This window comes from Planktothricoides sp. SR001 (genome assembly GCF_001276715.1).
In the GTDB taxonomy this organism is placed as follows: Bacteria; Cyanobacteriota; Cyanobacteriia; order Cyanobacteriales; family Laspinemataceae; genus Planktothricoides; species Planktothricoides raciborskii.
The window spans coordinates 94487-117219 of record NZ_LIUQ01000010.1; the positions used below are offsets into that span (position 1 = coordinate 94487).

General features: G+C 44.1%; 19 protein-coding genes, 1 tRNA gene and 1 pseudogene. 15 read left to right on the forward strand and 6 right to left on the reverse strand.

Annotation, left to right across the window (positions count from 1 at the left end):
* Nucleotides 1–77 precede the first annotated feature (77 nt).
* The 4 genes and pseudogenes from AM228_RS32160 to AM228_RS08445 all read left to right on the forward strand — a co-directional run bounded on the left by AM228_RS32160 (nt 78) and on the right by AM228_RS08445 (nt 3306).
* Entirely contained in the window at nt 78–215 is a 138-nt protein-coding gene (locus tag AM228_RS32160) for a hypothetical protein (RefSeq protein ID WP_156331636.1), read from the forward strand.
* Nucleotides 216–546: 331 nt separating this feature from the next.
* Nucleotides 547–814: pseudogene (locus AM228_RS29415) on the forward strand (BrnT family toxin).
* Nucleotides 798–1064 (forward strand): BrnA antitoxin family protein, encoded by a 267-nt coding sequence (locus tag AM228_RS08440; protein ID WP_054465684.1) that lies wholly within the window; start codon nt 798–800, stop codon nt 1062–1064. The pseudogene AM228_RS29415 and the gene AM228_RS08440 overlap by 17 nt, the downstream one beginning before the upstream one ends.
* Nucleotides 1065–1161: 97 nt before the next feature.
* A complete protein-coding gene (locus AM228_RS08445; protein ID WP_054465685.1) occupies nt 1162–3306 on the forward strand; it encodes a peptidase domain-containing ABC transporter in 2145 nt (714 codons plus the stop codon).
* Nucleotides 3307–3779: 473 nt separating this feature from the next.
* Here the strand turns inward: AM228_RS08445 and AM228_RS08450 are convergent, their stop codons facing one another.
* The 4 genes from AM228_RS08450 to AM228_RS08465 form a co-directional block, all read right to left on the reverse strand.
* Nucleotides 3780–4709: a LysR family transcriptional regulator gene (locus tag AM228_RS08450; protein ID WP_054465686.1), complete on the reverse strand. Its 930-nt coding sequence runs from the start codon at nt 4707–4709 to the stop codon at nt 3780–3782.
* 320 nt (nt 4710–5029) lie between these two features.
* Entirely contained in the window at nt 5030–6160 is a 1131-nt protein-coding gene (locus AM228_RS08455; RefSeq protein ID WP_054465687.1) for a CO2 hydration protein, read from the reverse strand.
* A 370-nt stretch (nt 6161–6530) separates the two neighbouring features.
* Complete coding sequence (locus tag AM228_RS08460; protein WP_054465688.1) at nt 6531–8027, reverse strand: NADH-quinone oxidoreductase subunit M; 1497 nt, start codon at nt 8025–8027, stop codon at nt 6531–6533.
* Nucleotides 8028–8082: 55 nt separating this feature from the next.
* Nucleotides 8083–9942: an NAD(P)H-quinone oxidoreductase subunit F gene (locus AM228_RS08465; RefSeq protein WP_054465689.1), complete on the reverse strand. Its 1860-nt coding sequence runs from the start codon at nt 9940–9942 to the stop codon at nt 8083–8085.
* 1132 nt (nt 9943–11074) lie between these two features.
* Between AM228_RS08465 and AM228_RS08470 the strand changes: the two genes are divergently transcribed.
* From AM228_RS08470 to AM228_RS32165, 11 genes are all read left to right on the forward strand, one after another.
* Nucleotides 11075–11386, forward strand: coding sequence for a carbon dioxide-concentrating mechanism protein CcmK (locus AM228_RS08470; RefSeq protein ID WP_054465690.1), 312 nt, complete (start codon nt 11075–11077; stop codon nt 11384–11386).
* 352 nt (nt 11387–11738) lie between these two features.
* A complete protein-coding gene (locus AM228_RS08475) occupies nt 11739–12074 on the forward strand; it encodes a carbon dioxide-concentrating mechanism protein CcmK (RefSeq protein ID WP_054465691.1) in 336 nt (111 codons plus the stop codon).
* 10 nt (nt 12075–12084) lie between these two features.
* Nucleotides 12085–12387 (forward strand): EutN/CcmL family microcompartment protein, encoded by a 303-nt coding sequence (locus AM228_RS08480; RefSeq protein ID WP_054465692.1) that lies wholly within the window; start codon nt 12085–12087, stop codon nt 12385–12387.
* Nucleotides 12388–12481: 94 nt separating this feature from the next.
* A complete protein-coding gene (locus tag AM228_RS08485) occupies nt 12482–14485 on the forward strand; it encodes a ribulose bisphosphate carboxylase small subunit (protein ID WP_054465693.1) in 2004 nt (667 codons plus the stop codon).
* A 222-nt stretch (nt 14486–14707) separates the two neighbouring features.
* The gene (locus tag AM228_RS08490; RefSeq protein WP_054465694.1) at nt 14708–15484 is read left to right on the forward strand and encodes a hypothetical protein; all 777 of its coding nucleotides are present in this window, start codon (nt 14708–14710) and stop codon (nt 15482–15484) included.
* Nucleotides 15485–16413: 929 nt separating this feature from the next.
* Nucleotides 16414–17829, forward strand: a complete 1416-nt coding sequence (locus AM228_RS08500) for a form I ribulose bisphosphate carboxylase large subunit (RefSeq protein WP_054465696.1) — start codon at nt 16414–16416, stop codon at nt 17827–17829.
* Between the two features lie 48 nt (nt 17830–17877).
* The gene (locus tag AM228_RS08505) at nt 17878–18282 is read left to right on the forward strand and encodes a chaperonin family protein RbcX (protein WP_054465697.1); all 405 of its coding nucleotides are present in this window, start codon (nt 17878–17880) and stop codon (nt 18280–18282) included.
* A 26-nt stretch (nt 18283–18308) separates the two neighbouring features.
* A complete protein-coding gene (locus AM228_RS08510) occupies nt 18309–18644 on the forward strand; it encodes a ribulose bisphosphate carboxylase small subunit (protein ID WP_054465698.1) in 336 nt (111 codons plus the stop codon).
* A gap of 131 nt (nt 18645–18775) precedes the next feature.
* Nucleotides 18776–19546 carry a hypothetical protein gene (locus AM228_RS08515; RefSeq protein ID WP_054465699.1) on the forward strand — a complete coding sequence of 257 codons (771 nt, stop codon included), beginning with the start codon at nt 18776–18778 and terminating at the stop codon, nt 19544–19546.
* A 45-nt stretch (nt 19547–19591) separates the two neighbouring features.
* Nucleotides 19592–20719: a DNA cytosine methyltransferase gene (locus tag AM228_RS08520; protein WP_054465700.1), complete on the forward strand. Its 1128-nt coding sequence runs from the start codon at nt 19592–19594 to the stop codon at nt 20717–20719.
* 314 nt (nt 20720–21033) lie between these two features.
* Nucleotides 21034–21210: a hypothetical protein gene (locus AM228_RS32165; protein WP_156331637.1), complete on the forward strand. Its 177-nt coding sequence runs from the start codon at nt 21034–21036 to the stop codon at nt 21208–21210.
* Between the two features lie 21 nt (nt 21211–21231).
* On the opposite strand, the gene AM228_RS08525 is transcribed toward AM228_RS32165, so the two are convergent.
* Both AM228_RS08525 and AM228_RS08530 read right to left on the reverse strand, forming a co-directional pair.
* Nucleotides 21232–21316: transfer RNA gene (locus tag AM228_RS08525), tRNA-Ser, on the reverse strand.
* Between the two features lie 93 nt (nt 21317–21409).
* On the reverse strand, nt 21410–22342 hold the full coding sequence (locus AM228_RS08530; RefSeq protein WP_054465701.1) for a TIGR04168 family protein: 933 nt from the start codon (nt 22340–22342) through the stop codon (nt 21410–21412).
* Nucleotides 22343–22733: the final 391 nt, after the last annotated feature.

Genomic DNA, 22733 nt, shown 5'->3' on the forward strand with positions numbered 1-22733 from the left:
AAGAAGTGTTTGTCCGGGGTGGTGCGGCAGAACTATTATTTAAACCCACTTAATTAATGAACACAGAGGACAAAAATATGAAAGCTAAGAACACCGCTACCAACAACACCCAAAAACCCAGCCAAGACATTCGCAATAATTCTTTATTCACCAATATGACCGCTGAAGAAGAAGTGTTTGTCCGGGGTGGACGTTTCCGGGCGGCAGAACTTTGAACACCCCTCTATAGTATAATTAACTAATGGCAATAATTGCAATAATAACTTCCGAGATATTATAGTTTCGGAAGTTTAATTTATGTCTGGGTCATTTATCGGAAACATGGCGCGGGAAGACCTCAATCTCAGCGTAAGCAGATTGGCGATGCGTTGTGCGCCTTAACTTTCGCTTTTGATGCTACAATAACACCAATAGGAAGGGTCGGTGAACCAAGAATCCCCACATTCAGCATAAGTGGCATAAGTGGCGTGAGGAGTGTCCATCAGCAAACCCTAAATAAATTTAGGCATAATTGACATAATTCTCCCGAATACATATAATATATGTATGCAAGTTGAATGGAATCCTAAAAAAGCTAAAAGCAATTTACAAAAACACGGAGTCAGTTTTTCTGATGCTGAGGCTGTGTTGTTCGATCCTTATTTCTTTTGAAGATCAATCAGCACAAGGTGAACAGCGATTTATTATTATGGGGATGGATCACCTTCGGCGGTTGCTAGTGGTAGTCTATACCTATCGAGGTGATAGCATTCGCTTAATTTCTGCCCGTCCTGCTACTGCTAAGGAGAGACATGAATATGAAACCGGAATATAATTTTGATCGGTCTAAACGGGGTGCAATCATCCCACAAGAAGGTAAAACTCGCATTACCATCTATATTGATAATGATATTCTCGAAGCCTTTAGACAAAAAGGAGACGCTGAAGGGAAAGGTTATCAAACGATGATGAATCAAGCGTTACGACAATATCTTGATCAAGCCAAACTCCCCTTAGATGAAGATACATTACGCCGGATTTTTCAAGAAGAACTGAGGGCTGTAACTTTTGTTAATTCAGTTTGAACACCCCTCTATGGTATAATTAACTAATGGCAATAATTGCAATAATAACTTCCGAGATATTATAATTTCGGAAGTTAAACTTATGTCTGACTAATTTATGAAAAAATATCCAATTGTCCTTCAATATAGTGAAGAAGATTGCGGAGCAGCTTGTTTAGCCACAATTGTTAAATATTATGGGAAACAATTTACCATTAATCGCATTAGAGAAGCCGTGGGAACCGGACAACTCGGCACAACTTTAACGGGTTTAAGAAGAGGGGCAGAAAGTTTGGGATTTGATGCTCGTTCCACCAGAGCCCAAGCCCAAATATTAGATCAAATGAAAAATGCGCCTTTACCTGCCATCATTTACTGGCAAGGTAATCATTATGTCGTTTTATATGGACAAAAAGGTAAAAAATATATCATCGCGGATCCTGGTGTCGGTTTACGCTATCTAACTCGGCAAGAATTAGCCGACAATTGGTCAGGATTTATTACCCTGTTATTACAGCCCGATCCAGTCCGCTTTGCTCAACAACCGAACGATAAAATCGAAGGAATTGGGAGATTATTTCAGCGCATTGCTCCTTATACCTTTATTCTACTAGAAGTTTTACTGATTAATATTGTTCTCGGTTTGTTAGCCTTAACCTCACCCTTTATGATTCAAATATTAACCGATGATGTCTTAATTAGAGGCGAAGAAAACATCCTGAGAGGATTAGGAATCGCCATTATTATAATGAACTTAATAAGTAGTGGCTTACAAGTCATCCAATCAAACTTAAGTATGCAGGTTTCCAACCGGATACAATTAGGCTTAATCAAAGAATTTGGCCGCAAAATATTAAAATTTCCTTTACAGTATTATGAAACTCATCGCAGTGGGGAGGTAGTCAGCCGTTTAAAGGATATTCAAGAAATTAATTTCTTTATTTCTCAATCTTTAGTCCGAGTCTTAACTCAATCTTTTACGGCGATTATTTCTTTAAGTCTGATGTTATTTTATAGTCCTAAATTAACCTTAGTCATTGGCTTAATCACTTTATGCAGTGCTACCTCATCTTTGGTATTTTTGAGGTCATTAATAAAAAAAATTAGAGATGTTATGATCTTAGAAGGGGAGACTCATAGCGTTTTAATCGAAAGTTTCAAAGGGGCCGTCACCTTAAAAACAACCACCGCCGAACCTCAATTCTGGGAAGACTTACAAAGTCGGTTTGGCCGATTAGCCAATTTAGAATTGAAACTCGGACAAATTGGAGTCACCAATTTTAATTTCTCGGAAATTATTTCTGGCATTGGTGGCATCGTGTTACTCTGGTTTGGCAGTACCTTGGTCATTCATAAGGAATTGACGATCGGACAACTCTTAGCCTTTAACAGTATGAGTGTTAATTTTACTGTCTTTATTAAAATAGTAGTCGGCTTAATTAGTGAAATTGTTAGAGTGAAAGTTGTGACTGAACGGATATTCTCAGTGATTGACTATCCGGCAGAAACCGATAAAGATTTTCAGAAAGAATGGGTGACATTCCAAGATAATGATCCAGTGTGCTGTGAAAATCTCTTATATCATCATGCGGGCAGATTAGATTTATTTCAAGATTTTACCGTAACCATTAAAGGAGGAAAAGTCACGGCGATTATTGGGGAATCTGGTTGTGGAAAAAGTACCTTAGTCAAGCTACTAGCTGGATTATATCAATTGCAGGGAGGCACAATTAGAGTCGGAGCGTATAACTTACAAAATTTAAGTTTAGAATGTATCAGAAAACAAATCATTTTAGTTCCCCAAGAAGCGCAGTTTTGGAGTCGAAGTATTATTGAGAATTTCCGAGTGGGTTCACCTCATGTAACTTTTGAGGAAATCGTCAAAGCTTGTCAATTTGCCCAAGCGGATGGATTTATCGATCGCCTCCCGGACAAATATTTTACCGTATTAGGGGAATTTGGCGCTAATTTATCCGGTGGTCAACGGCAAAGATTAGCGATCGCCAGAGCCATTGTCAACGATCCACCAGTCTTAATTTTAGACGAATCCACATCAGGGTTAGACCCCATTAGTGAAGAAAATTTATTAAATGAATTATTAGAGTATCGTCGCGGAAAAACCACAATCATGATTAGTCATCGTCCGACTGTTAATGTCAGAGCAGATGAGATTATTTATCTAGAAGATAGTCAATTAAAGTTACAGGGCACTGTAGAGAATTTGCTGCAAATTGAGGGTGAACATCTAAGATTTTTAACCTAGCGATCGCCCCTTAAGAAACCGGGTTTCTGCGACAATTTTTGCCGGAAAGCAAAGAGTTAATTAAGAAACCCGGTTTCTGGGTCTGTGGGCTTCAAGGGCTGTAAAAGGCGGGAAAATGATCCCTGCGATCGCGGTTATTAGTGGCTCGATCATCATTAATCAGAAATCAGCAGAGCGATCGCCATGCCATAATATACTCAAGACTCAAGACATTGATGGAATTGGGGGAATTAATCTTAACACCGAAAATTATTCCCCCCAAAAGAACTTGGCAAGAAAACCGGCGATATTTTTCTGTGTTTGTTAATTCTTTTTAATAATTCAGTTTAAATGTTATAAATTAAGCCGAGGTGTCAAACACTTCGGCTTAATCTCGGTTATGATACCCAATAATCTGGGTATGTCCTATCAAACATAAGTTTTTAGGGAGTAAGATGTTCCGGGAATCAATCCCAACCATTTTGGTTTAATCTTTAATCTTGAAAATTATAATCTGCCGTTTCTTCAACCACCTGTTTTCCTTCCTCAATTAAATATTTTAAAAATTCTTCAGCCACCACAGAAATCTGTTTATTTTTGGGATAAATCACATACCAAGAACGTTCAATGGGAAAGTCCTGTACATCCAATATTTTTAATTTTCGAGTAGACCCTTCTAAGGCTAAAACATGACGAGAGACTACAGAAATCCCTAACCCACCGGCGATCGCTTGTTTAATCGCTTCATTGCTGCCCAACTCCATCCGAACTTTTACCGAAACACCGTGTTCTTCAAAGATTTTTTTCACCGCTTTCCGGGTTCCAGAACCTGGTTCACGCATAATAAATGGCTCATTCTTCAACCGTTCAATCGGAATATTCTTTTCATTGGCTAAAGGATGATTTGATGCCGCCAAAACCACTAAAGGATTGTCGAGGAATTTGTAAGAAGTCACCTCAAAATTTTCTGGCAATTTACTCAGAATATATAAATCATCTAAATTCTGACTTAATCGTTCTTCCAATACTTCATGGTTGGTAACTTGAAGGGAGACATCAATTCCCGGGTAGCGATGACAGAAAACTCCCAATAAACGAGGAATAATATACTTAGCCGTTGTCACCACGGTTAATCTTAATTTTCCTTCTTTGAGTCCTTGGAGATTCGCAACAGTCATTTCAAACTGCGCCAATCTTTCAAAAATATCTCGACAAGTTAACAACAGTTGTTCACCGGCTTCAGTTAAGTAGAGACGTTTGCCAACTTGCTCAAACAATGGCATTCCCACCACTTTTGCTAATTGTTTGACTTGCATGGACACGGAAGGTTGAGTCAGAAACAATTCTTCCGCTGCTCTGGTAAAACTCCGATGACGAGCCGCTGCTTCAAAAACCCTAAGCTGATGCAGTGTTGCCTGGTTCAATGTTTTTTCTCCTGGTTATTATATATAGAGTCTAGTATATTATAACCTATTTATTAATTATTTTTGCTTATGAAGCCAGGATAAATTTTTTTATTCCCAAGTTCTGCTTCCGGGCAGAGGAGCGGAGGGGCGGAGGGGCGGAGGGGAGTGTGGGGAGTGTGGGGAGTGTGGGGGGTGGGGAATAATTAACAATTAACAATTGACAATTGACAATTAAAGACCATGATCAATTATCAATTGTCAATTATCAATTATTCCCTCTTCCCTGCACCCCTGCACCCCTGCCCCTACACCCTACACCCTACACCCTACACCCTAGATTAAGTATTCGCATCTAGGATCCGAGAGGGGATAAAGCGATCCATCCACTTTTCTAAATAAATCCGGTTGGCTTTTCGTTGTTCTGGGTCAGAGGTATCCAACGGATAAGGGGCTAGACCGCGAATGGCTGCTGTGGTGACACAAAACATGGATTTTTGAAATGTTTGGCAAATTAGCACCCGTAAATCATCTTCTCCCCGTTGACTTTTTTGGTATATTTCATGGAGATAATCCGGTAAAAAATGACGCATATCTTGCATTAACAAGGTCGGGGGAATTCCGGCTCCGCCAATGGGCAATGGATCGGCATACAAAGCCCCATACATGAACATACTTTGATCGAAGGGAATTTGATAGGCTTGGGCATTGAATGAAACTGTCCCCAAAAACGGCGTTCCCCGGAAGAATACGGCCTCAACATAAGGAACCGCTGTATCCATGAGGAAGGTTAAACCCGCCGATTCCGGGATAATTTCATAAACGCGATCGCCTACAGTAACTTTGTAGGTAATCGGTTGATTGGCAGCCGCGACTAAACCATTGAGGATATGGTCTACCACTTGGGGAATGGATTTAATTTTGCCGCGATCGTACAATTCAGATAAATCAATAAACATATCACTCATCACCCGCCAAAATTGCCCCAAGGCACTGTAGTAAGCCATTTGGCGCATTTGTTCCGGCAAAAATTCGGGAAATAGACGGTGAATGGTCAGCATCAGGGGATTGCTTTTTAATTTCTCTTGAATCAAGGCTTCTACCCTTTGGCGAAATTCTGGGGAGTCAACGTAAGTATCTAGACCGCCGCCTCCATGCCAAAGCATACATTTCATACAATATTCTGCATATTCAAAATTAATGCGATCGTGCCACCAGTGACGGAGTAAATTATGCAAAGAAACTTCCCCATTAAAATATTTGAAAAAGGGGAATAACACTAAAAATTGGTGGTCAGCATTGTAGATCAGATTCCGGGAGTAAGCATCTAAGACAATGCCATAACTTTTCAGAATCCCGACTACTTCAGTGACATTTTGGGGAGAATCTTTAAGTAAAGCTTCTCCCGATTCTAAGCGGTGAATATATTCAGCTAAAAGATGTTGAGAAGGTTTGAGATTTAAGGTGGGCATAGCAATTTATTCCGCTATTTTATTTGAGCAGGCAATATGGTCAAATCGAGAAAGTAGAGGGCAATCCCCCCTAAAAAAGGGCTTTCGCATTCGGATATTAAATTTGAGGGTTAACAAGAGAAATTATTGCCCGGTAAGGGCAAAGCATTCGGTGATTAATTCCTGATTATATGTACAATTTTGCTATGTAAGGGCAAAGCATTCGGTGATTAATTCCTGATTATATGTACAATTTTGCCATGTAAGGGCAAAGCATTCGGTGATTAATTCCTGATTATTGTAGGGGCGAATGCGCTCGTCGCCCCTACAGCCCCTACAGCCCCTACAGCCCCTACAGCCCCTACAGCCCCTACAGCCCCTACAGCCCCTACTACCCACCGCTACGGACGGCGATCGGGCTGACCACTGACGGTTGAGTGATGATTAAAGAGTTAATCCCCGCTTCACTCCAGCGGACTAACCAATTTGGTTGCAACCCAAAGGCAAAAATCAACACCATTAACACTAAAGCGGGAAGGCGATCGCGCCATTGGACTCTGGGTAAGTTGGTGACAATTGGCGACAGACGACCAAAAAAGACTCGGTTAATCATTAACAAGAAATAGACCGCTGTTAAACCCGTTGCCACCATACAGAATAATGTCTGCACCGGAAATACGGGAAAACTGCCGCGAAAGATCATAAATTCGGCAATAAATCCCACCATACCGGGAATTCCGGCACTAGCCATCACCCCTAAAACCATTAAGCTACCAATTAAGGGTAAGCCGCGTTCCGGGTTGAGTAGTCCTTGCAAGGCATTGACATCTCTGGTGCCGGTTTTTTTGTAAACGACTCCTACTAGGAAAAATAGAAAGGCGGAAATGAGACCGTGGCTAACCATTTGGGCGATCGCGGCGACCAAACTCAGGGGAGTGGCTGCGGCAAAGGCTAAGAGGATAAAGGCCATGTGAGCAATGGAGGAATAAGCCACCACTTTTTTCATATCTTGTTGGGCGATCGCACAAGATGTCCCATATAAGGCGCTCACCGCTGCCCAAGTTGCCAACCAAGGGGCGAGAAATGTCCAAGCTTCGGGAAACAAACCGACCCCAAACCGTAACATCCCATAAGTACCCAGTTTTAACAACACCCCAGCCAAGAGCATAGAAACCGGGGTTGAAGCTTCCACGTGAGCATCGGGCAACCAAGTATGCAAGGGGAAAAAGGGAATCTTAATCCCAAAGGCAATTAATAATCCGGCCAGGAGTAAAATTTGGGATTCTAAGGGTAAAGCGCTGGTGCGGAGGGGCTGATAATCAAAAGTGTTCGCCCCACTTAGCCAAACGACGCCTAAAAATGTCGCCAGGAGCAAAATCCCCGAAATTGCCGTATAGATCAGAAACTTCATCGCCGCATAAGCCCGACGCTGACCGCCCCAAATGGCAATTAGAAAATATAACGGGATCAGTTCTAGTTCATAGAACAGAAAAAATAACAGCATATCTTGGGCAAGAAATGCGCCAGACACGCCAATATTCAGCAGCAATAACAAGGCATAATACAAGCGGGGTCTTTCGATTTGGCGTTCGCTGGCCCAAATTGCCAGCACCGTCAAAAAACTGTTTAAACAGAGCATCGGCCAGGACAGTCCGTCCACTCCTAAGTGATAGTTCAGCCCAATGGGTTTAATCCACGGTAAATATTCAGAAAACTGCATCCCCGATTGCTGGGGGTCAAACTGTAACCCTAACAGTGCCGTCCAAACCAGTAGCGCGATCGCCACAATCAAAGCCACTAAACGATAAGCACTCTGGTGAATAGTTTTTGGCAACAAACTCAGGACAATCACGCCCACTAACGGCAACCAGACAAAAGCACTGAGCATTCTTAATTTCTCGCTCCATTAAACAACAAGACTACAGGATTAACCAATTGGCTTGCTAGTTACCCACGATCCAGGAAAACACCAGCAACAAACCAACGCCGATCATAATCGTCAAGATATAACCCTGAGACTGACCAGAAACGCTGTACTTGAGACTTTGACCACCAAACACCGTCGCCAGGGCTGCAAAGTTAACCAACCCATCCACCACATAGCGATCGAACCAGGAAGTCATCTTAGACAACAGATCCACGGCGGCCACCACCGTCAGCCGGTAGAATTTCTCAATATAAAAGTCATAAGCAAAAAAGTCTTGGACAAATCTCAAAGACTTTTGCATTGGTCTAGCCCAAGCCCGTCCCAACGAAATCATAAAACCGATCAAACAACCGATCGCCCCACTGAGGATCAAAAGAGGTAAAGCTAGTTGATTCAGCAGTCGTGCATTCGTCGCCCAAGGGCCAGTCCAAGAAAGCAAAAATTGCCATTGGTCTAAGATCAGCGGCACCAAGAAATTAAGGATGATTAAAGACACCATCGGCACCGCCATTGGCCAAGGAATTTCTGGGGCGCGGCGGGTTTTCGGTTGCGGTTCACCCAAAAACACCAGACGAAAGACGCGGGTTAAATTTAAAGCACTCAAAGCATTGACCAACAGCAAAATGCCAATCAGCCAAGCCGGGACTTCCCAAAAACCATTCACCCAGCGGCGCATAGTCCAAAATGTCCCCAAGGGCAACAGACAAACCAACCCAGCGGAACCCACCACAAACGCAGAAGTTGTCGCAGGCATCCGCGACCACAAACCCCCCATTTCCGTAATATTTTGATTATTGGTGGTGAGAATGATTGAACCAGTGCTCATAAATAACAGGGCTTTGGCGATCGCATGAGTAAACAGCAACAACAAAGCCACATCGATCTGCTGAAGACCTACCGCCAAAAACACCAAACCCAAATAAGCACTGGTGGAATGAGAAAGCGTCCGTTTAATATCAATTTGGGCCAAGGCCATCAAAGATGAACCAATTGCCGTCAAAGTCCCAATCACCACCAAAGCCACGGAAGCCACAGGAGACAAAGTAAAAACCGGATGCAGCTTAATCAGCACAAATGCACCGGCAGCCACCACCACCGAGTTTCGCATAATCGACGCAGGATTCGGCCCTTCCATCGCTTCATCCAGCCACAGATGCAAGGGAAACTGAGCACATTTGCCCAAAGGCCCCGCAATCAAAGATAAACCCAGCAACGTTTCTGTCAAAGGTGGCAAGTTCGATGAAGCTGCCCAATTTTCTAACTCACTAAAAGTCAGTCCTTCTCCGTAGGTGGAAAGTGCTACCAAGCCCATTAATAAAATGATATCCCCGACCCGCTTGGTTAAGAAAGCATCTCTCGCTGCGGTAACCACCAAAGGCTGGGCATACCAAAAACCGACCAACAGGTAAGTGGAAAGGGTCAGCATCTCCAACAGACCATAACTGAGCAATAAAGAATCGCTAATGGCAATTCCTGACAGCGCTCCTTCAAAAAAGCCCATCAGACCAAAGAAGCGGGCTAAAGCCCAGTCTTTTTCCATATAGCCCAGGGCATAGAGTTGTGCCAGTAAGCTGATACCCGTGACTAACTGCATCGCCCCCAAGCTGACCGGAGAAATTTCGATCGCCAACGACAAGTTTAAATCTGCCACTTGTAGCCAAGGCAATACTAGGTGGATCGGACTTATATTCAATGAATGAATAAACGCAATTGACCCATGAAAAAACGCCAATAAGGTCATCAGGATATTAAAGTAAGCCGCTGGACGTGACCCAGTTCTTCTAATAATGCCGATTGCCCAAGGCAGGGAGAAAATGGCTCCAATTAAGCCATAAACCGGAATAAACCAACAGGTATTCACTATAAACTGATTCAAGAAATCACTCCTTTAACAAAAACATTGACTGGTAAATTTACCTAAAAATGGTGATTTTTTAAATTATTTCATATTTTTAAACCGCTAACATTTAACATTTATCAATGTTTACCTAAAAATGAATCCATGCAAACATCTAAGGATGTCACCAAAGACTAGACTGAGTATTTTGACAGCTTAAGAAGCCGAAACCAATCTCACCAGCAGCGAGGGTTTTTTAGGCTGTATGCTTGAGAGATCTAAGCGATCTATATGTATAAGCGTTTCATCTGTCCTACTGAAATGAAAGTCTGAGGGGTCTTGGGCTTTGTGTCAAGGACTGCGCCAAAAATGATCGCTCGGTTTTGCCTAGAAATATGAGGATGCAGCAATTCCTCTGGTAATCGGGAATTAAGACCAAAAGTTAATCATCCCGTATGGATCAATGGGTATAGATAGATCGATGCATGGATATGGAGCAAGCGGTGCGATCGCCCCCCGATCACCCAATTTTGGTAGAGGAGATTCTCTCCACCACAAAGAACCTCCTGGAACCACCTTGACCACGGAGGTTTCTACTCATCCACTAGATCGGGGCTTCCCGTGCTGTCATAGCCATTGATTTCCGCACCAGATTGATGGAAAAATCAGATCTGTGGGCAATGCGATCCTTCCTGCCTAGGTCGTAATTTTCCCTCGATTTCCGGTGACGCGATCGGGGAATACACCGCCCCGACCACTGATAAACCAACGATCAACCAACGCAGTTAAATCTTAATAAAACTTAACAGATCGATCGCATCTTGTAATATAAACTTTTATTAAGTGGTAGATTTAAAAATATCATAAGGATTTATATTGTCAAAGGAACCATGCTTTCATATCCTAATGATATGGGAATGCTAAATTTTTTATTAAAGTGAGATGATGGCCTTTCCCGTCTAAAATTGTGCCTCCAGTGAATGCCTCAAGCTTTTTATGAGGAATCATGGGATTTGTGTAGCTGTTTTTGTCAGGTAGGCAGCGGATATCAGCGTGTCTTAATTTTTAATTACCTCAAAAAACATCTACTGCAAAAATATTAATGGCACGAATTTGCCCTAAAATTATTGAGTTGCAGAATTATTTTCGCGCATAAGAGAGGAAATCAAGAATGTCAATTGCTGTAGGAATGATTGAAACCAGAGGGTTCCCAGCAGTGGTGGAAGCCGCAGACTCAATGGTCAAAGCAGCTCGAGTTACACTCGTCGGTTATGAAAAAATTGGTTCAGGTCGCGTCACCGTGATCGTTCGCGGAGATGTGTCCGAAGTACAAGCATCTGTCGCTGCGGGAATTGATGCTGCCAATCGAGTCAATGGCGGGGAAGTCCTCTCCACCCACATTATTGCTCGTCCCCACGAAAACTTAGAATATGTTCTACCGATTCGGTACACCGAAGAAGTAGAACAATTCCGTTCTTACTAATCCGCCCAAAGCAGGCTGGCTGCCATTATCCTGGAAGCCTTAAAGAAATTTGTCATTGGTTATCAGTTGGTCGAAAAAAGTCAGTTTTTTTTACCGACTGCCTCGACTTGATGGAAAAGTCATTCCACAGCTTAACTTTTAACCGATGACGCCAAACCCCAGCCTAAATAAATGATGCGGTTTAACTGTTCGCAGACAAATTCCTGGCGCTGGGTGGGAGAGGGAACAGAACCCAACCGAACCCAGGTGATTGCCCTTGATTTTGACCGATCAACCGATCGATGGTTGCACACCGGCAGGGCAAATCCGTCAACATTCGTAAATCACACAGATCACAAAGGCATAAAAACCTATGGCCATTGCAGTTGGAATGATTGAAACTTTAGGCTTTCCTGGAGTAGTGGAAGCCGCAGATTCAATGGTAAAAGCCGCTAGGGTAACCCTGGTAGGGTATGAAAAAATTGGTTCAGGTCGCGTCACCGTTATTGTGCGCGGCGATGTTTCCGAAGTACAAGCTTCCGTATCAGCTGGCGTTGATTCCGTCAAACAGCGGGTGAAAGGGGGTCAGGTACTCTCGACTCATATTATTGCCCGTCCTCACGAAAACTTGGAATATGTTTTACCCATTCGGTACACAGAAGCCGTAGCACAATTCCGCGATAGCTATAACACACCAATTCGTCGGTAATCTCTAAATAATGCAACTTGCCAAGGTTCGGGGAACAGTCGTTGGCACGCATAAATTACAAAGCCTGACCGGAGTTAAATTGCTGCTACTCCAATATATAGACGAGCAAGGCAACCCCTTGCCCAACTATGAAGTGGCAGCGGATTTAGTCGGGGCAGGTTTCGATGAATGGGTGCTGGTGAGCCGTGGCAGTGCGGCTCGTCAGGAAAGAAGTTACGAGGAGCGTCCGGTGGATGCTTTAGTCGTGGCCATCATTGATACAGTAACGGTTGAAAATCGGTTGCTGTACAGCAAAAAAGAGCAATACCGTTAGATTTTTGGGGTAAAAGTAGGATTCTTATAAAATTGCACCATTTTTATCCATATTCAGACCACAACATGATTGTTAAATTAGGAGGATTTGAGCGATGGTAGTCCGCAAAAGAGCGGCTCCCCCAACTCCTTGGTCAAAAAATTTGGCCGAACCCCAGATTGATCCATCCGCTTATGTGCATTCTTTCTCCAATATAATTGGCGATGTTCGGATCGGAGCCCAGGTCCTAGTTTCCCCGGGAACTTCGATCAGAGCGGATGAAGGATCTCCTTTCTATATAGGTGATAGCACAAATATTCAAGATGGGGTAGTGATTCATGGTCTAGAGAAAGGCCAAGTCATTGGAGACGATCACAATAGCTATTCCGTCTGGATTGGCAAAAATTCTTGTATTACTCACATGGCGCTGATTCATGGGCCAGCTTATGTGGGAGATAACTGCTTTATTGGTTTTCGCTCGACTATCTTTAATGCGCGAGTGGGATCCGGTTCGATTGTAATGATGCACGCCTTAGTTCAGGATGTGGAAATTCCTCCGGGTAAGTATGTGGCATCAGGAGCAGTGATTACCAATCAGCAACAAGCAGATCGCCTGCCAGATGTTCAAGAAGCCGACTTACAATTTGCCCATCACGTTGTCCAAATTAATGAGGCTTTGCTGGCAGGCTACCGTTGTGCAGAAAGCGAGGCTTGTATTGCGCCAATTCGTGAGCAAGCTGGTAGTGATAAGAAAAATGATTCTGAAGTAGAGACGAAAATAGCCTGGACAGGGAGTACAAGCATGAATCAAGAAATTGTAGAGCAGGTTAGATCCCTGCTGGCTCAAGGGTATCGGATCGGTACTGAATACGCAGACGAACGTCGGTTTAAAACTAGCTCCTGGCGCAGTGGTGCCCCGATTCAAGGACAACAAGTTCAGGCAGTTTTAGCCGAGTTGGAAGCAGTGGTGGCCGATCACCCTGGGGAATATGTTCGGATTATTGGCATTGATCCGCAAGTTAAGCGTCGGGTTTTGGAATTGACGATTCAACGACCCAACGATCAGCCCCAAAAATTCACCGCCGCTGCCGCTGCCGCTCCTAGTGTGAGCCAAGGTGTCAGCAGTGGTGGCAGTGCCGCTTTAAGTCAAGATATTAGTTCTCAGGTGCGATCGCTCCTCGCTCAAGGGTATCGGGTGGGGGTTGAACACGCCGATGAACGTCGCTTTAAGACCAGTTCCTGGAAAACCGGCGCACCGATTCAATCGGCGAATCCTCAACAAGCGGTTGCCGAATTACAAGCGGCTTTGGCTGAATATGCCGGAGAGTATGTCCGTCTGATTGGCATTGACCCCAAAGCCAAGCGCCGAGTTTTGGAATTGGTTGTCCAACGACCCGGTGAAACCGCACCTAGCTTGACGGGTAGTGCCGCAAGTCCAGCAGTGGCCAAAACATCCAGCAATGGTGGCGTTAGTGCGGCCTTAAATCAGGATCTTACGGCGCAAATTACTTCCCTGTTGGCTCAAGGCTATCGGATCGGCACAGAACACGCTGATGAACGTCGGTTTAAAACCAGTTCTTGGCAGACTTGCCCCCTGATTGAAGCAACTCGTGCCGATCAAGTGCTGGCAGAACTGCAAGCTTGTCTGGCAGAGCATCAAGGGGAATATGTCCGCTTGATTGGCATCGATCCCAAAGCCAAACGTCGGGTGCTAGAAACCCTGATTCAGCGGCCAAATCAAGCGGTCAAAGTGGCGACTACTGCCACCGCAGCGGCTCCCAGTGCCCGTAGTTATACCAGCAATGGCAGCAGTTCCAGCAGCTATGGTTCGGTTGGTAGCAGCAGCTTGAGTGCCGAAACGATCCAACAAGTGCGATCGCTCCTGGCTCAAGGATATCGCATTGGCACGGAACACACCGACGTGCGCCGCTTTAAGATCAGTTCTTGGCAAAGCTGCTCCCCCATCGAATCCCAACGAGAAGTCGATGTGATTGCCGCCCTAGAAGCTTGTCTCAAAGAGCATGACGGCGAATACGTGCGATTACTAGGGATTGATACCAAAGCCAAGCGCCGGGTGGCGGAAACCATTATCCAACGACCCACCGCAGCGGTTCGCTAGATCGTAGGGGCTGTAGGGGATGAACGCATTCGGGCAATAATTTCTCTGGTTAAACCTCAAATTTAATATCCGAATGCGAAAGCCCGGACAAAGCAGTCAGCCACCAGGGTACAGCTTTCTCTGTACCTAGCTGAAAGCTCAACCCTGAAAGCTGACTGCTGAAAGCCGACTGCTGAAAGCTGACTGCTTATTTCCAGATTTTCTCGCTGTGGTTCCATCTTCATGTACTTACCGCCTCTGCAAGCAGTTCATAACGCCGAGCTTTACCAGACTGGTGATGTCACCGTCGATCCTTCTGCGGTAATTGGTCTAGGAGTCATCTTACAAGCCTCTCCCAAAGGTCGGATTCTGATTGGTGCCGGAGCCTGTTTGGGGATGGGCACGATCATCAATGCCTGTGAAGGCACGATAGAAATCGAATCCGGTGCAGTATTGGGGCCGGGAGTTTTGATGATTGGCCAAGGCAAAGTTGGTGCTAATGCTAGTATTGGCGCTGTTAGCACACTTTTTAACGCTTCGATTCCGCCGATGCAAGTCTTAGCCGCTGGTTCAGTGATCGGACAGATTGCGGCTAAGGTTTTGTCTGAGTCAGGCAGATCGCCGACTCAGCAGCAATCAAAGGTCAACCCTGAAATATCAGCGGTTGAAACCGTTGAACCAACCGAGTCATCACTCCCAGTTGCAGAATCAGCATCATCTCAACCTACCGGGACGACTAATGATAAGTCTCCACTGACGACCGACGAGGCAGAAAATTCCGATCGGTCTCCACTGACGACAGATGAAGCAGAAAATTCCGATCGGTCTCCACTGACAACAGAGGAGGCAGAAAATTCTTATGAGATATCTGGGGGAGAAACCTCTCAGCCGCAGTTGACCAACGATGCCGATCCAGGATCGGTGCCAACTCCTGGGACTCCTATCTATGGTCAAATTTATATTAGTCGGATGTTAGGAACGATTTTTCCCCAGGGAAAAGCAATCAACCGCCGACCATAAAATAATCCGTAAGTTGTAAATTTTGTTTTATGATTTCGCCTTGGCACTAGGGAAATCTCAACGGTGCTAAATCACTTGGTAAAAAAATCCAAAAAATGTACCAATTTGTTGTAGGATATTTCACCAAGTGATTCTTTTGACGAGAGTAAATACTCCTAGATGACCTTCAAGGTAGGCCGTGAATGCGGCACCTAGTTCGGGCGATTCCCTCCAGGCGGATCGCTTTAGCATCGCGCCGTGAATGTCTCCCCTGAATCTATCGTTAATTATTTTTTTGGTTCCGCCAAGATTTAACCTCCTAGAGGTGGCAAACATTGTTTGGTTGAGATGGTTGGCCTTGAGAAAAAATTATCAGAGATAAATAGGATCTCTTGTCGCCGACAATCCAAGAAACCAAGCTAAGTGAATGTGAATTTTTGCGGAGGGTGATTTAAGGTCAAACCTTTGCGCGGAAAAGCTTTTCCGTGGATGACAGACCAAAGATAAGCCCTGTAAATATCTAGAAATTAAGGGGGGGATCAAAAACGATGATTGGTTAATTTACCTCAGCTTTGGAAAAAAACTGAGTGCTTTTTCATGTCTATTTTTTATTTATAGCTAATTAGAGTGATTCATGTAAATAATGAGTCATTACATTCGGCTGTGTAAAGAAATATGTAGAAATTTTGTGATTAATTAAACTAATGTAATTTAAAATAACAAACTATCAAAAGTTTGGCAAAAAAAATTTGGAAATTTTGCTAAAAATGATCCGATTCGTGGTAAAGTATCCGAAACAAGAAAAACGACGAGCTAAATAAAAAGTCTGAAGTCTGACTTTTACTAAAGATTGTTATCTTTCTTAACATGGCGCTCGAAAAGGCGATCTAGCGATCGCTGTATAAATTGTTAAACCTAAAAACACCTCTTTATATAGGAGGAAATCCCACATGGTACAAGCCAAATCCGCCGGATATGCAGCAGGGGTAAAAGACTACCGCCTGACCTATTACACTCCCGACTACACCCCCAAAGATACCGATTTGCTGGCCGCGTTTCGGATGACCCCTCAACCGGGCGTCCCTCCAGAAGAAGCTGGCGCCGCTGTGGCCGCTGAATCTTCTACCGGAACCTGGACCACAGTTTGGACTGACCTCCTGACTGACTTGGATCGTTACAAAGGCCGTTGCTATCATATTGAACCTGTTAAGAACGAAGACAATCAATATATTTGCTTCGTCGCTTATCCCCTGGATCTATTTGAAGAAGGGTCTGTCACCAACATCCTGACCTCTATCGTGGGGAACGTATTTGGCTTTAAAGCCCTGCGTGCTCTGCGTCTGGAAGATATTCGCTTCCCCGTTGCTTTGGTGAAAACCTTCCAAGGCCCACCGCACGGTATCGTGGTTGAGCGTGACTTGTTGAACAAGTACGGTCGTCCCTTACTCGGTTGCACCATTAAGCCAAAACTGGGTCTGTCCGGTAAGAACTACGGTCGGGCCGTTTACGAGTGCTTACGCGGTGGCTTGGACTTTACCAAGGATGATGAAAACATCAACTCCCAGCCCTTCATGCGTTGGCGCGATCGCTTCCTGTTCGTTGCTGAAGCTATTAAGAAAGCTGAAGCCGAAACTGGGGAAGTTAAAGGTCACTACCTGAACGTCACCGCTGCTACTTGCGAAGAAATGCTCAAGCGGGCTGAGTTCGTGAAAGAACTGGAAATGCCCATTCTGATGCACGACTATCTGACGGGTGGTTTCACTGCAAATACTACCCTGGCCAAATGGTGCCGTGACAATGGAATTCTGATGCACATTCACCGCGCTATGCACGCTGTGATCGACCGTCAGAAGAACCACGGGATCCACTTCCGCGTGTTGGCCAAGTGCTTGCGTCTCTCTGGTGGCGACCACCTGCACTCTGGAACCGTTGTGGGTAAACTCGAAGGCGAACGCGGCATTACTATGGGCTTCGTAGACTTGATGCGCGAAGACCATATCGAAGAAGATCGCGATCGCGGTATCTACTTTACTCAAGATTGGGCTTCCTTACCTGGAGTCATGCCAGTTGCTTCTGGCGGTATCCACGTATGGCATATGCCTGCTCTGGTGGAAATCTTCGGTGATGATTCTTGCTTGCAATTCGGTGGTGGCACCCTCGGTCACCCCTGGGGTAACGCACCAGGTGCAACTGCCAACCGTGTCGCTCTGGAAGCTTGTATCCAAGCCCGTAACGAAGGCCGCAGCTTGGCTCGCGAAGGTAATGATGTTATCCGCGAAGCTTGCAAATGGTCTCCTGAATTGGCTGCCGCTTGCGAACTCTGGAAAGAAATCAAGTTCGAGTTTGAAGCGGTGGATACAGTCTGATTTTGTCCCTGCTATATAGTGGGGTGGGACGGGACAGGGAAAACAGGCATGGATTCAAAGCAAGTTGTTAAACAGACGGCCAAAGTTGTGCAAAATTACCTGACTTACCAGGCAGTACGCACAGTGATTGACCAATTAACAGAAACGAACCCACCTCTAGCGATTTGGTTTAGGCAATATTCCTCGGGATACAATTTCCAGGAAGCCGAAACCTATTTACAAGAGTTGATGCAGGAAAACAAAGAATTAGCCCTGCGGATTATGACAGTTCGCGAAGACCTGGCAGAGAGAGTCTTGGAATTTCTGCCGCCAATGGTTAGCGCGAATATCGGCCAGGATAATATGGAACACCGGCGTCAACTCTTGGAACGCATTACCTACTCGCCCTTTTATGCCACAGATATAGCAGATGCTTCTCATCCAGAGTTAGATATTAACGATTCCACAAATTGAACATTTTTGACTGAGTAGAAAAAACTATGAGAACTCTGCCAAAAGAGCGTCGCTACGAAACCCTTTCTTATTTGCCCCCTTTGAGCGATCAGCAAATTGCCAAGCAAGTGCAATATATGATCGACCAAGGTCTGATTCCTGCGGTTGAGTTTAACGAAACTTCTAATCCCAAAGATTACTACTGGACTATGTGGAAGCTGCCCCTGTTTGGTGCTCGCAGTCCTCAAGAAGTCCTGAACGAAGTTCGCGAATGCCGCAATGAATACCCCAATTGCTATATCCGCGTGATGGGTTTTGACAATATTAAGCAGTGCCAGTCCATTAGCTTTATTGTGAACAAGCCCTCTCAAAGCCGCTTCTAATTCGGTTTTGTTGAAATAATTTGAGAAAGTAGCGGGAGAATTTAAGTTTTCTCGCTATTTTCTGCTGGGAATATTTTAAAATTCAGTCGGCTAATCACTGCGGGAAATTTTTGAGCATCAAGAGGAATAAAATGCCTGATACTGAAACAACTTCTATTGATATTTGTGTCGAGATATTCCTGGAATGTAATCAGGCGATCGCTCAAGGATCATTAATTAGTCGTCTCAATCGCCAGGATAAAGAATTTCACTTTCAAAACTGGTTTGAACAGCGGTTAAAAGAAACCAAAGTTTACTACGAACAGCCCGGTCGCAATTCCTACCCTGATTTCACCTTGGTTCAAGCTCCTATGGGATATGAAGTCAAGGGTTTAGCATGGCCTGGTAGAGAAGCTGATTACGATTGTAACAGCCAAGTTCCTTCAGGCTGCCACAATGGACGGACTATTTACTATGTATTTGGTAGATATCCATCCGGTGCAAATGAAAACGAATACCCGGTGATTGATTTAATTATCTGTCATGGCGATTTTTTAAATTCAAACCATGACTACATCCACAAAAACAAAAGTTTTTCTGGCTTTGGTAGTTACGGGGATTTAAAGATTCGTGACAGAAAAATGTATATTGCTCCAACACCTTACGGGCTTCTTACTGGAGTGGATAGACAAGTTACGCTGATTTTGCCGCAAGATTATCCACAAGATTCCAGACTTCAATCTGTTGGTAATCTAACTCGTATAGAAGCAGATCAACAAGTAATCGGCTATTCATTTAATTTAAATACTAACCAAATTATGCCAGAATATCAAAAAAACCCATCGTCAGGGAAAACTCATTCTTTTGTCGCGTATCGCCCGCGAGGTATTAATAGCCCAGCGGTGGCGATGAAGCATCCATAATTGCTTAGTTAGTAATAATTTTAAATTTTAAATTTAACTTTTCCCATGTCTTTTAGCAAACATAATTATTCGGTGTTAAGCCTTTTCTCAGGGGCGGGGGGATTAGATTTGGGTTTTGAAGCGGCAGGATTTAGATTATTAGAGGCGATCGATATTAATCCTTGGTGCATTCAAACCCTACAAAAAAATCGCCCAAACTGGCAAGTTATTTTAGGGGATGTCCGCGATTATTATCCAGAAAAACAACCTGATGTTTTGCTGGCTGGTGTTCCCTGTCAAGGATTTTCCCTGGGTGGTAATCGTCAAGCTAATGATAGCAGAAATATGCTTTACAAGGAAGTGATTCGGGTGGCGAAATTTTGCCAACCGCGAATTGTTTTAATCGAAAATGTGCTGAACCTACGCACGATGAAGTCGCCGGAAACAAATCTACCGTTTAATGAGCAAATTATTCAGGAATTTGAGCAGATTGGTTATCAGGTTTTTCACGATATTTTTAAGGTTTGCTATTATGGAGTTCCCCAAACTCGGAGGCGATTTGTGTTTATTGCTTTTAGAGAAAAAGCTCCTTTAGGCTATTATTTGCCACCGCCAGGGGAAATCACTACTATTCGCGATTTTCTTTATGATTTGGCTCACGGAAAAGGGACAAATTTACCAAATCATCATCCTGAATGGGGTTTTAATAGTAAAGTACATCGAGAAACCGGAGAACCCTTTGATATAACTGAAGAAGTTGTGCCAGTAAGATTGTCGAGAACTGCATCGGATGGTCATCCAATTCGCTCTTTTGATGCTCCTTTTCCGGCGATCGATACGGCGACAATTTGGGGATGGGCGCAGGGAAATGTGGTGGCGAATCGATATTTTAAAGATCCTTTTTTAAGCCAGCATTCAAAAGGGGGAGAACGGCTTTGGCGATTGAGTGCTTCACGAATTCGGTCTTTTAGCGATCGCGAATATGCTCGGTTACAAACTTTTCCCGATGATTGGGTATTTATGGGGAAGACAAAACGGGATATTCATCGGCAAATTGGTAATGCGGTGCCGGTGGAATTTGCTAAAGTTATTGCCCAGAATATAAAGAAAGCCCTGGAATGTTTGGATCGGCAAAAAAGATTTACGGAACAGTTAGAGCAATGTGCTGATTTTTGGCAACTTTCTTTGTTTTAGAATAATCTGCTTTTTTTGGTCATTTCTGAGTAGGAATCCTTGTAGGGGCGAAGCATGAACGCCGATATTTGTCGGCGAACAAATTAATTTTCATACGGTCATGCAACGCCGCCCTTAGCAGCCGTGTGGGTTCCAACCCAGAATTAACTGCCGGTCAGGGCGGCGTTGCATTCGGGGAAAAACTTAACTGTTCAAAGCCAGAATTAACTGCCTGGATATGCTTTCGCTATGCCGTCAGGCTTTATGCTTTCATACTTGATTAGGTAAGGGCGAAGCATTCGGGTAAAAAGGATGGGGTAGCGGATGGGCAGCGGATGGGTCAAGAAACCGAGTTTCTTAACCAAGTTTCGGTTTTGTTGCAGAGGTTGTCGCAGAAACCCGGTTTCTGGGTTTGGGTGGGGGTGAAGAAACCGGGACTCGCTGCTTTGCATCCCACAGATAACTGTGATATCTGGAAAAGAAACCCGGTTTCTGGGTATTGTAAGCCTTAGCCTATAAGAGTTGATCGGAAACGGAGAGGGTGGGATTTGAACCCACGGTAGCTTTCGCTACACTCGATTTCAAGTCGAGCGCAATCGACCACTCTGCCACCTCTCCAGGACAGCTTTTTGCATAGCTGTATTTGATTATATCACGTTATCACAGATTATCACAGATTATCACAGATTACCACAAATTACCACATTTTACTTACGCCGATTGCGCGATCGCATCTATTTTTCGCCGATAAATTATTTCTTCGGAGATGATCTGAGATTGGTGGTTGACCCAAACAATGCAGATATCGCTGACAATGCCTTGGTTTAAGGTGATCAGGGAAAAGTTTCGCTGTTTTTCCCCCCGGATCTGGACAATGCGAGGCACGATCGCCCCATTATAATAAACGGTGCCTTCGGGACTGACCTCAACACATTGACGCAAGGTTTCTTGGGTATGCTTCAGCTTATGGTGCATATGTCCAAAGGTGACGAGGGGAATGGTTTTCCCCAGTTGACGAGTTTGAGCGATCGCCGCTTCTAAGTCTGGATCGCCATAGTCACCGCCGATCGGTTTCCAGTCTTTGCCACAAATATCTTCCGGGCGATCGCCCAACCCAGTCGGCCCATTATGACTTAAAAATATTACCGTATCATAAGCGGACAGGCGGGCGGCGGCGACAATTCTGGCGGTAGACTCCTGCATATTCAGCACTCCAAACCAGTCTCGATAAAAATCTGCATATTTCCAACTCGGCCCACCATAACTAAAAGGTCTGCCACCGACCACCGATAATCGGAAATCGGCAAAATCCAACTTTTCATAACCCACGTGAGTTGCCCCCAGTAAATCTAGTTGTGCTTGCAGCCGATTTTCTAGTTGCGGATTGTAGGGACATTTTTTTCTACCCCAAGGAGTGGCGGTGTAAACGGCGTCATGGTTGCCTAAAATTACTGCTTTCGGGGTTTCTAAAGCGGCAACTTGTTGCACCACAGAGACAGATTCATTGCCAAAATCCCCCACGAATAAGACTAAATCAACTCCTAAATGCGCGATCGCCTCATTATCTGCCGCTTCCCATTGTTCGTGAACATCCCCAACCACGGCAATTTTTATGGGTGGTTCTGCCTTGATTGGATGTTGCATGATAGACTTCCTAATGATTACATGATATAGACCAGTAAAATTTTATCATTTTTATCATCAAAAATATCATCAAAAGTTGGCCGATATCAATCGGTAATTTTAATTAAATTTAACCACTTTAGTATTATTTTATGCTATTGCTTACTTTTGGGCGACAATCGACCATATAATATATGCTGTGAATATGTATAATCATCTATGAAAATTATTTTTTGATGATTTCATTAGACGATAAAATATTTTGAATATTCTGGAAATTTAATTAAATAATGAAATTAATTAAATCCTGATAATAGTTTATTTTGGTAATATTTATTATATACCGAATATACCTAAAAATAAATATTTAACGTTTATGTAAGCGATCGCTGAAAAAAAGCGCTATTTCATA

Coding starts and splice junctions, on each gene's coding strand:
- AM228_RS08505 (WP_054465697.1), top strand. CDS start 17,878: ATGGATTCAAAGCAAGTTGTTAAACAGACGGCCAAAGTTGTGCAAAAT.
- AM228_RS08510 (WP_054465698.1), top strand. CDS start 18,309: ATGAGAACTCTGCCAAAAGAGCGTCGCTACGAAACCCTTTCTTATTTG.
- AM228_RS08480 (WP_054465692.1), top strand. CDS start 12,085: ATGCAACTTGCCAAGGTTCGGGGAACAGTCGTTGGCACGCATAAATTA.
- AM228_RS08490 (WP_054465694.1), top strand. CDS start 14,708: ATGTACTTACCGCCTCTGCAAGCAGTTCATAACGCCGAGCTTTACCAG.
- AM228_RS08445 (WP_054465685.1), top strand. CDS start 1,162: ATGAAAAAATATCCAATTGTCCTTCAATATAGTGAAGAAGATTGCGGA.
- AM228_RS08475 (WP_054465691.1), top strand. CDS start 11,739: ATGGCCATTGCAGTTGGAATGATTGAAACTTTAGGCTTTCCTGGAGTA.
- AM228_RS08520 (WP_054465700.1), top strand. CDS start 19,592: ATGTCTTTTAGCAAACATAATTATTCGGTGTTAAGCCTTTTCTCAGGG.
- AM228_RS08470 (WP_054465690.1), top strand. CDS start 11,075: ATGTCAATTGCTGTAGGAATGATTGAAACCAGAGGGTTCCCAGCAGTG.
- AM228_RS32160 (WP_156331636.1), top strand. CDS start 78: ATGAAAGCTAAGAACACCGCTACCAACAACACCCAAAAACCCAGCCAA.
- AM228_RS08455 (WP_054465687.1), bottom strand. CDS start 6,160: ATGCCCACCTTAAATCTCAAACCTTCTCAACATCTTTTAGCTGAATAT.
- AM228_RS08530 (WP_054465701.1), bottom strand. CDS start 22,342: ATGCAACATCCAATCAAGGCAGAACCACCCATAAAAATTGCCGTGGTT.
- AM228_RS08460 (WP_054465688.1), bottom strand. CDS start 8,027: ATGCTCAGTGCTTTTGTCTGGTTGCCGTTAGTGGGCGTGATTGTCCTG.
- AM228_RS32165 (WP_156331637.1), top strand. CDS start 21,034: ATGGGTCAAGAAACCGAGTTTCTTAACCAAGTTTCGGTTTTGTTGCAG.
- AM228_RS08500 (WP_054465696.1), top strand. CDS start 16,414: ATGGTACAAGCCAAATCCGCCGGATATGCAGCAGGGGTAAAAGACTAC.
- AM228_RS08440 (WP_054465684.1), top strand. CDS start 798: ATGAAACCGGAATATAATTTTGATCGGTCTAAACGGGGTGCAATCATC.
- AM228_RS08515 (WP_054465699.1), top strand. CDS start 18,776: ATGCCTGATACTGAAACAACTTCTATTGATATTTGTGTCGAGATATTC.
- AM228_RS08485 (WP_054465693.1), top strand. CDS start 12,482: ATGGTAGTCCGCAAAAGAGCGGCTCCCCCAACTCCTTGGTCAAAAAAT.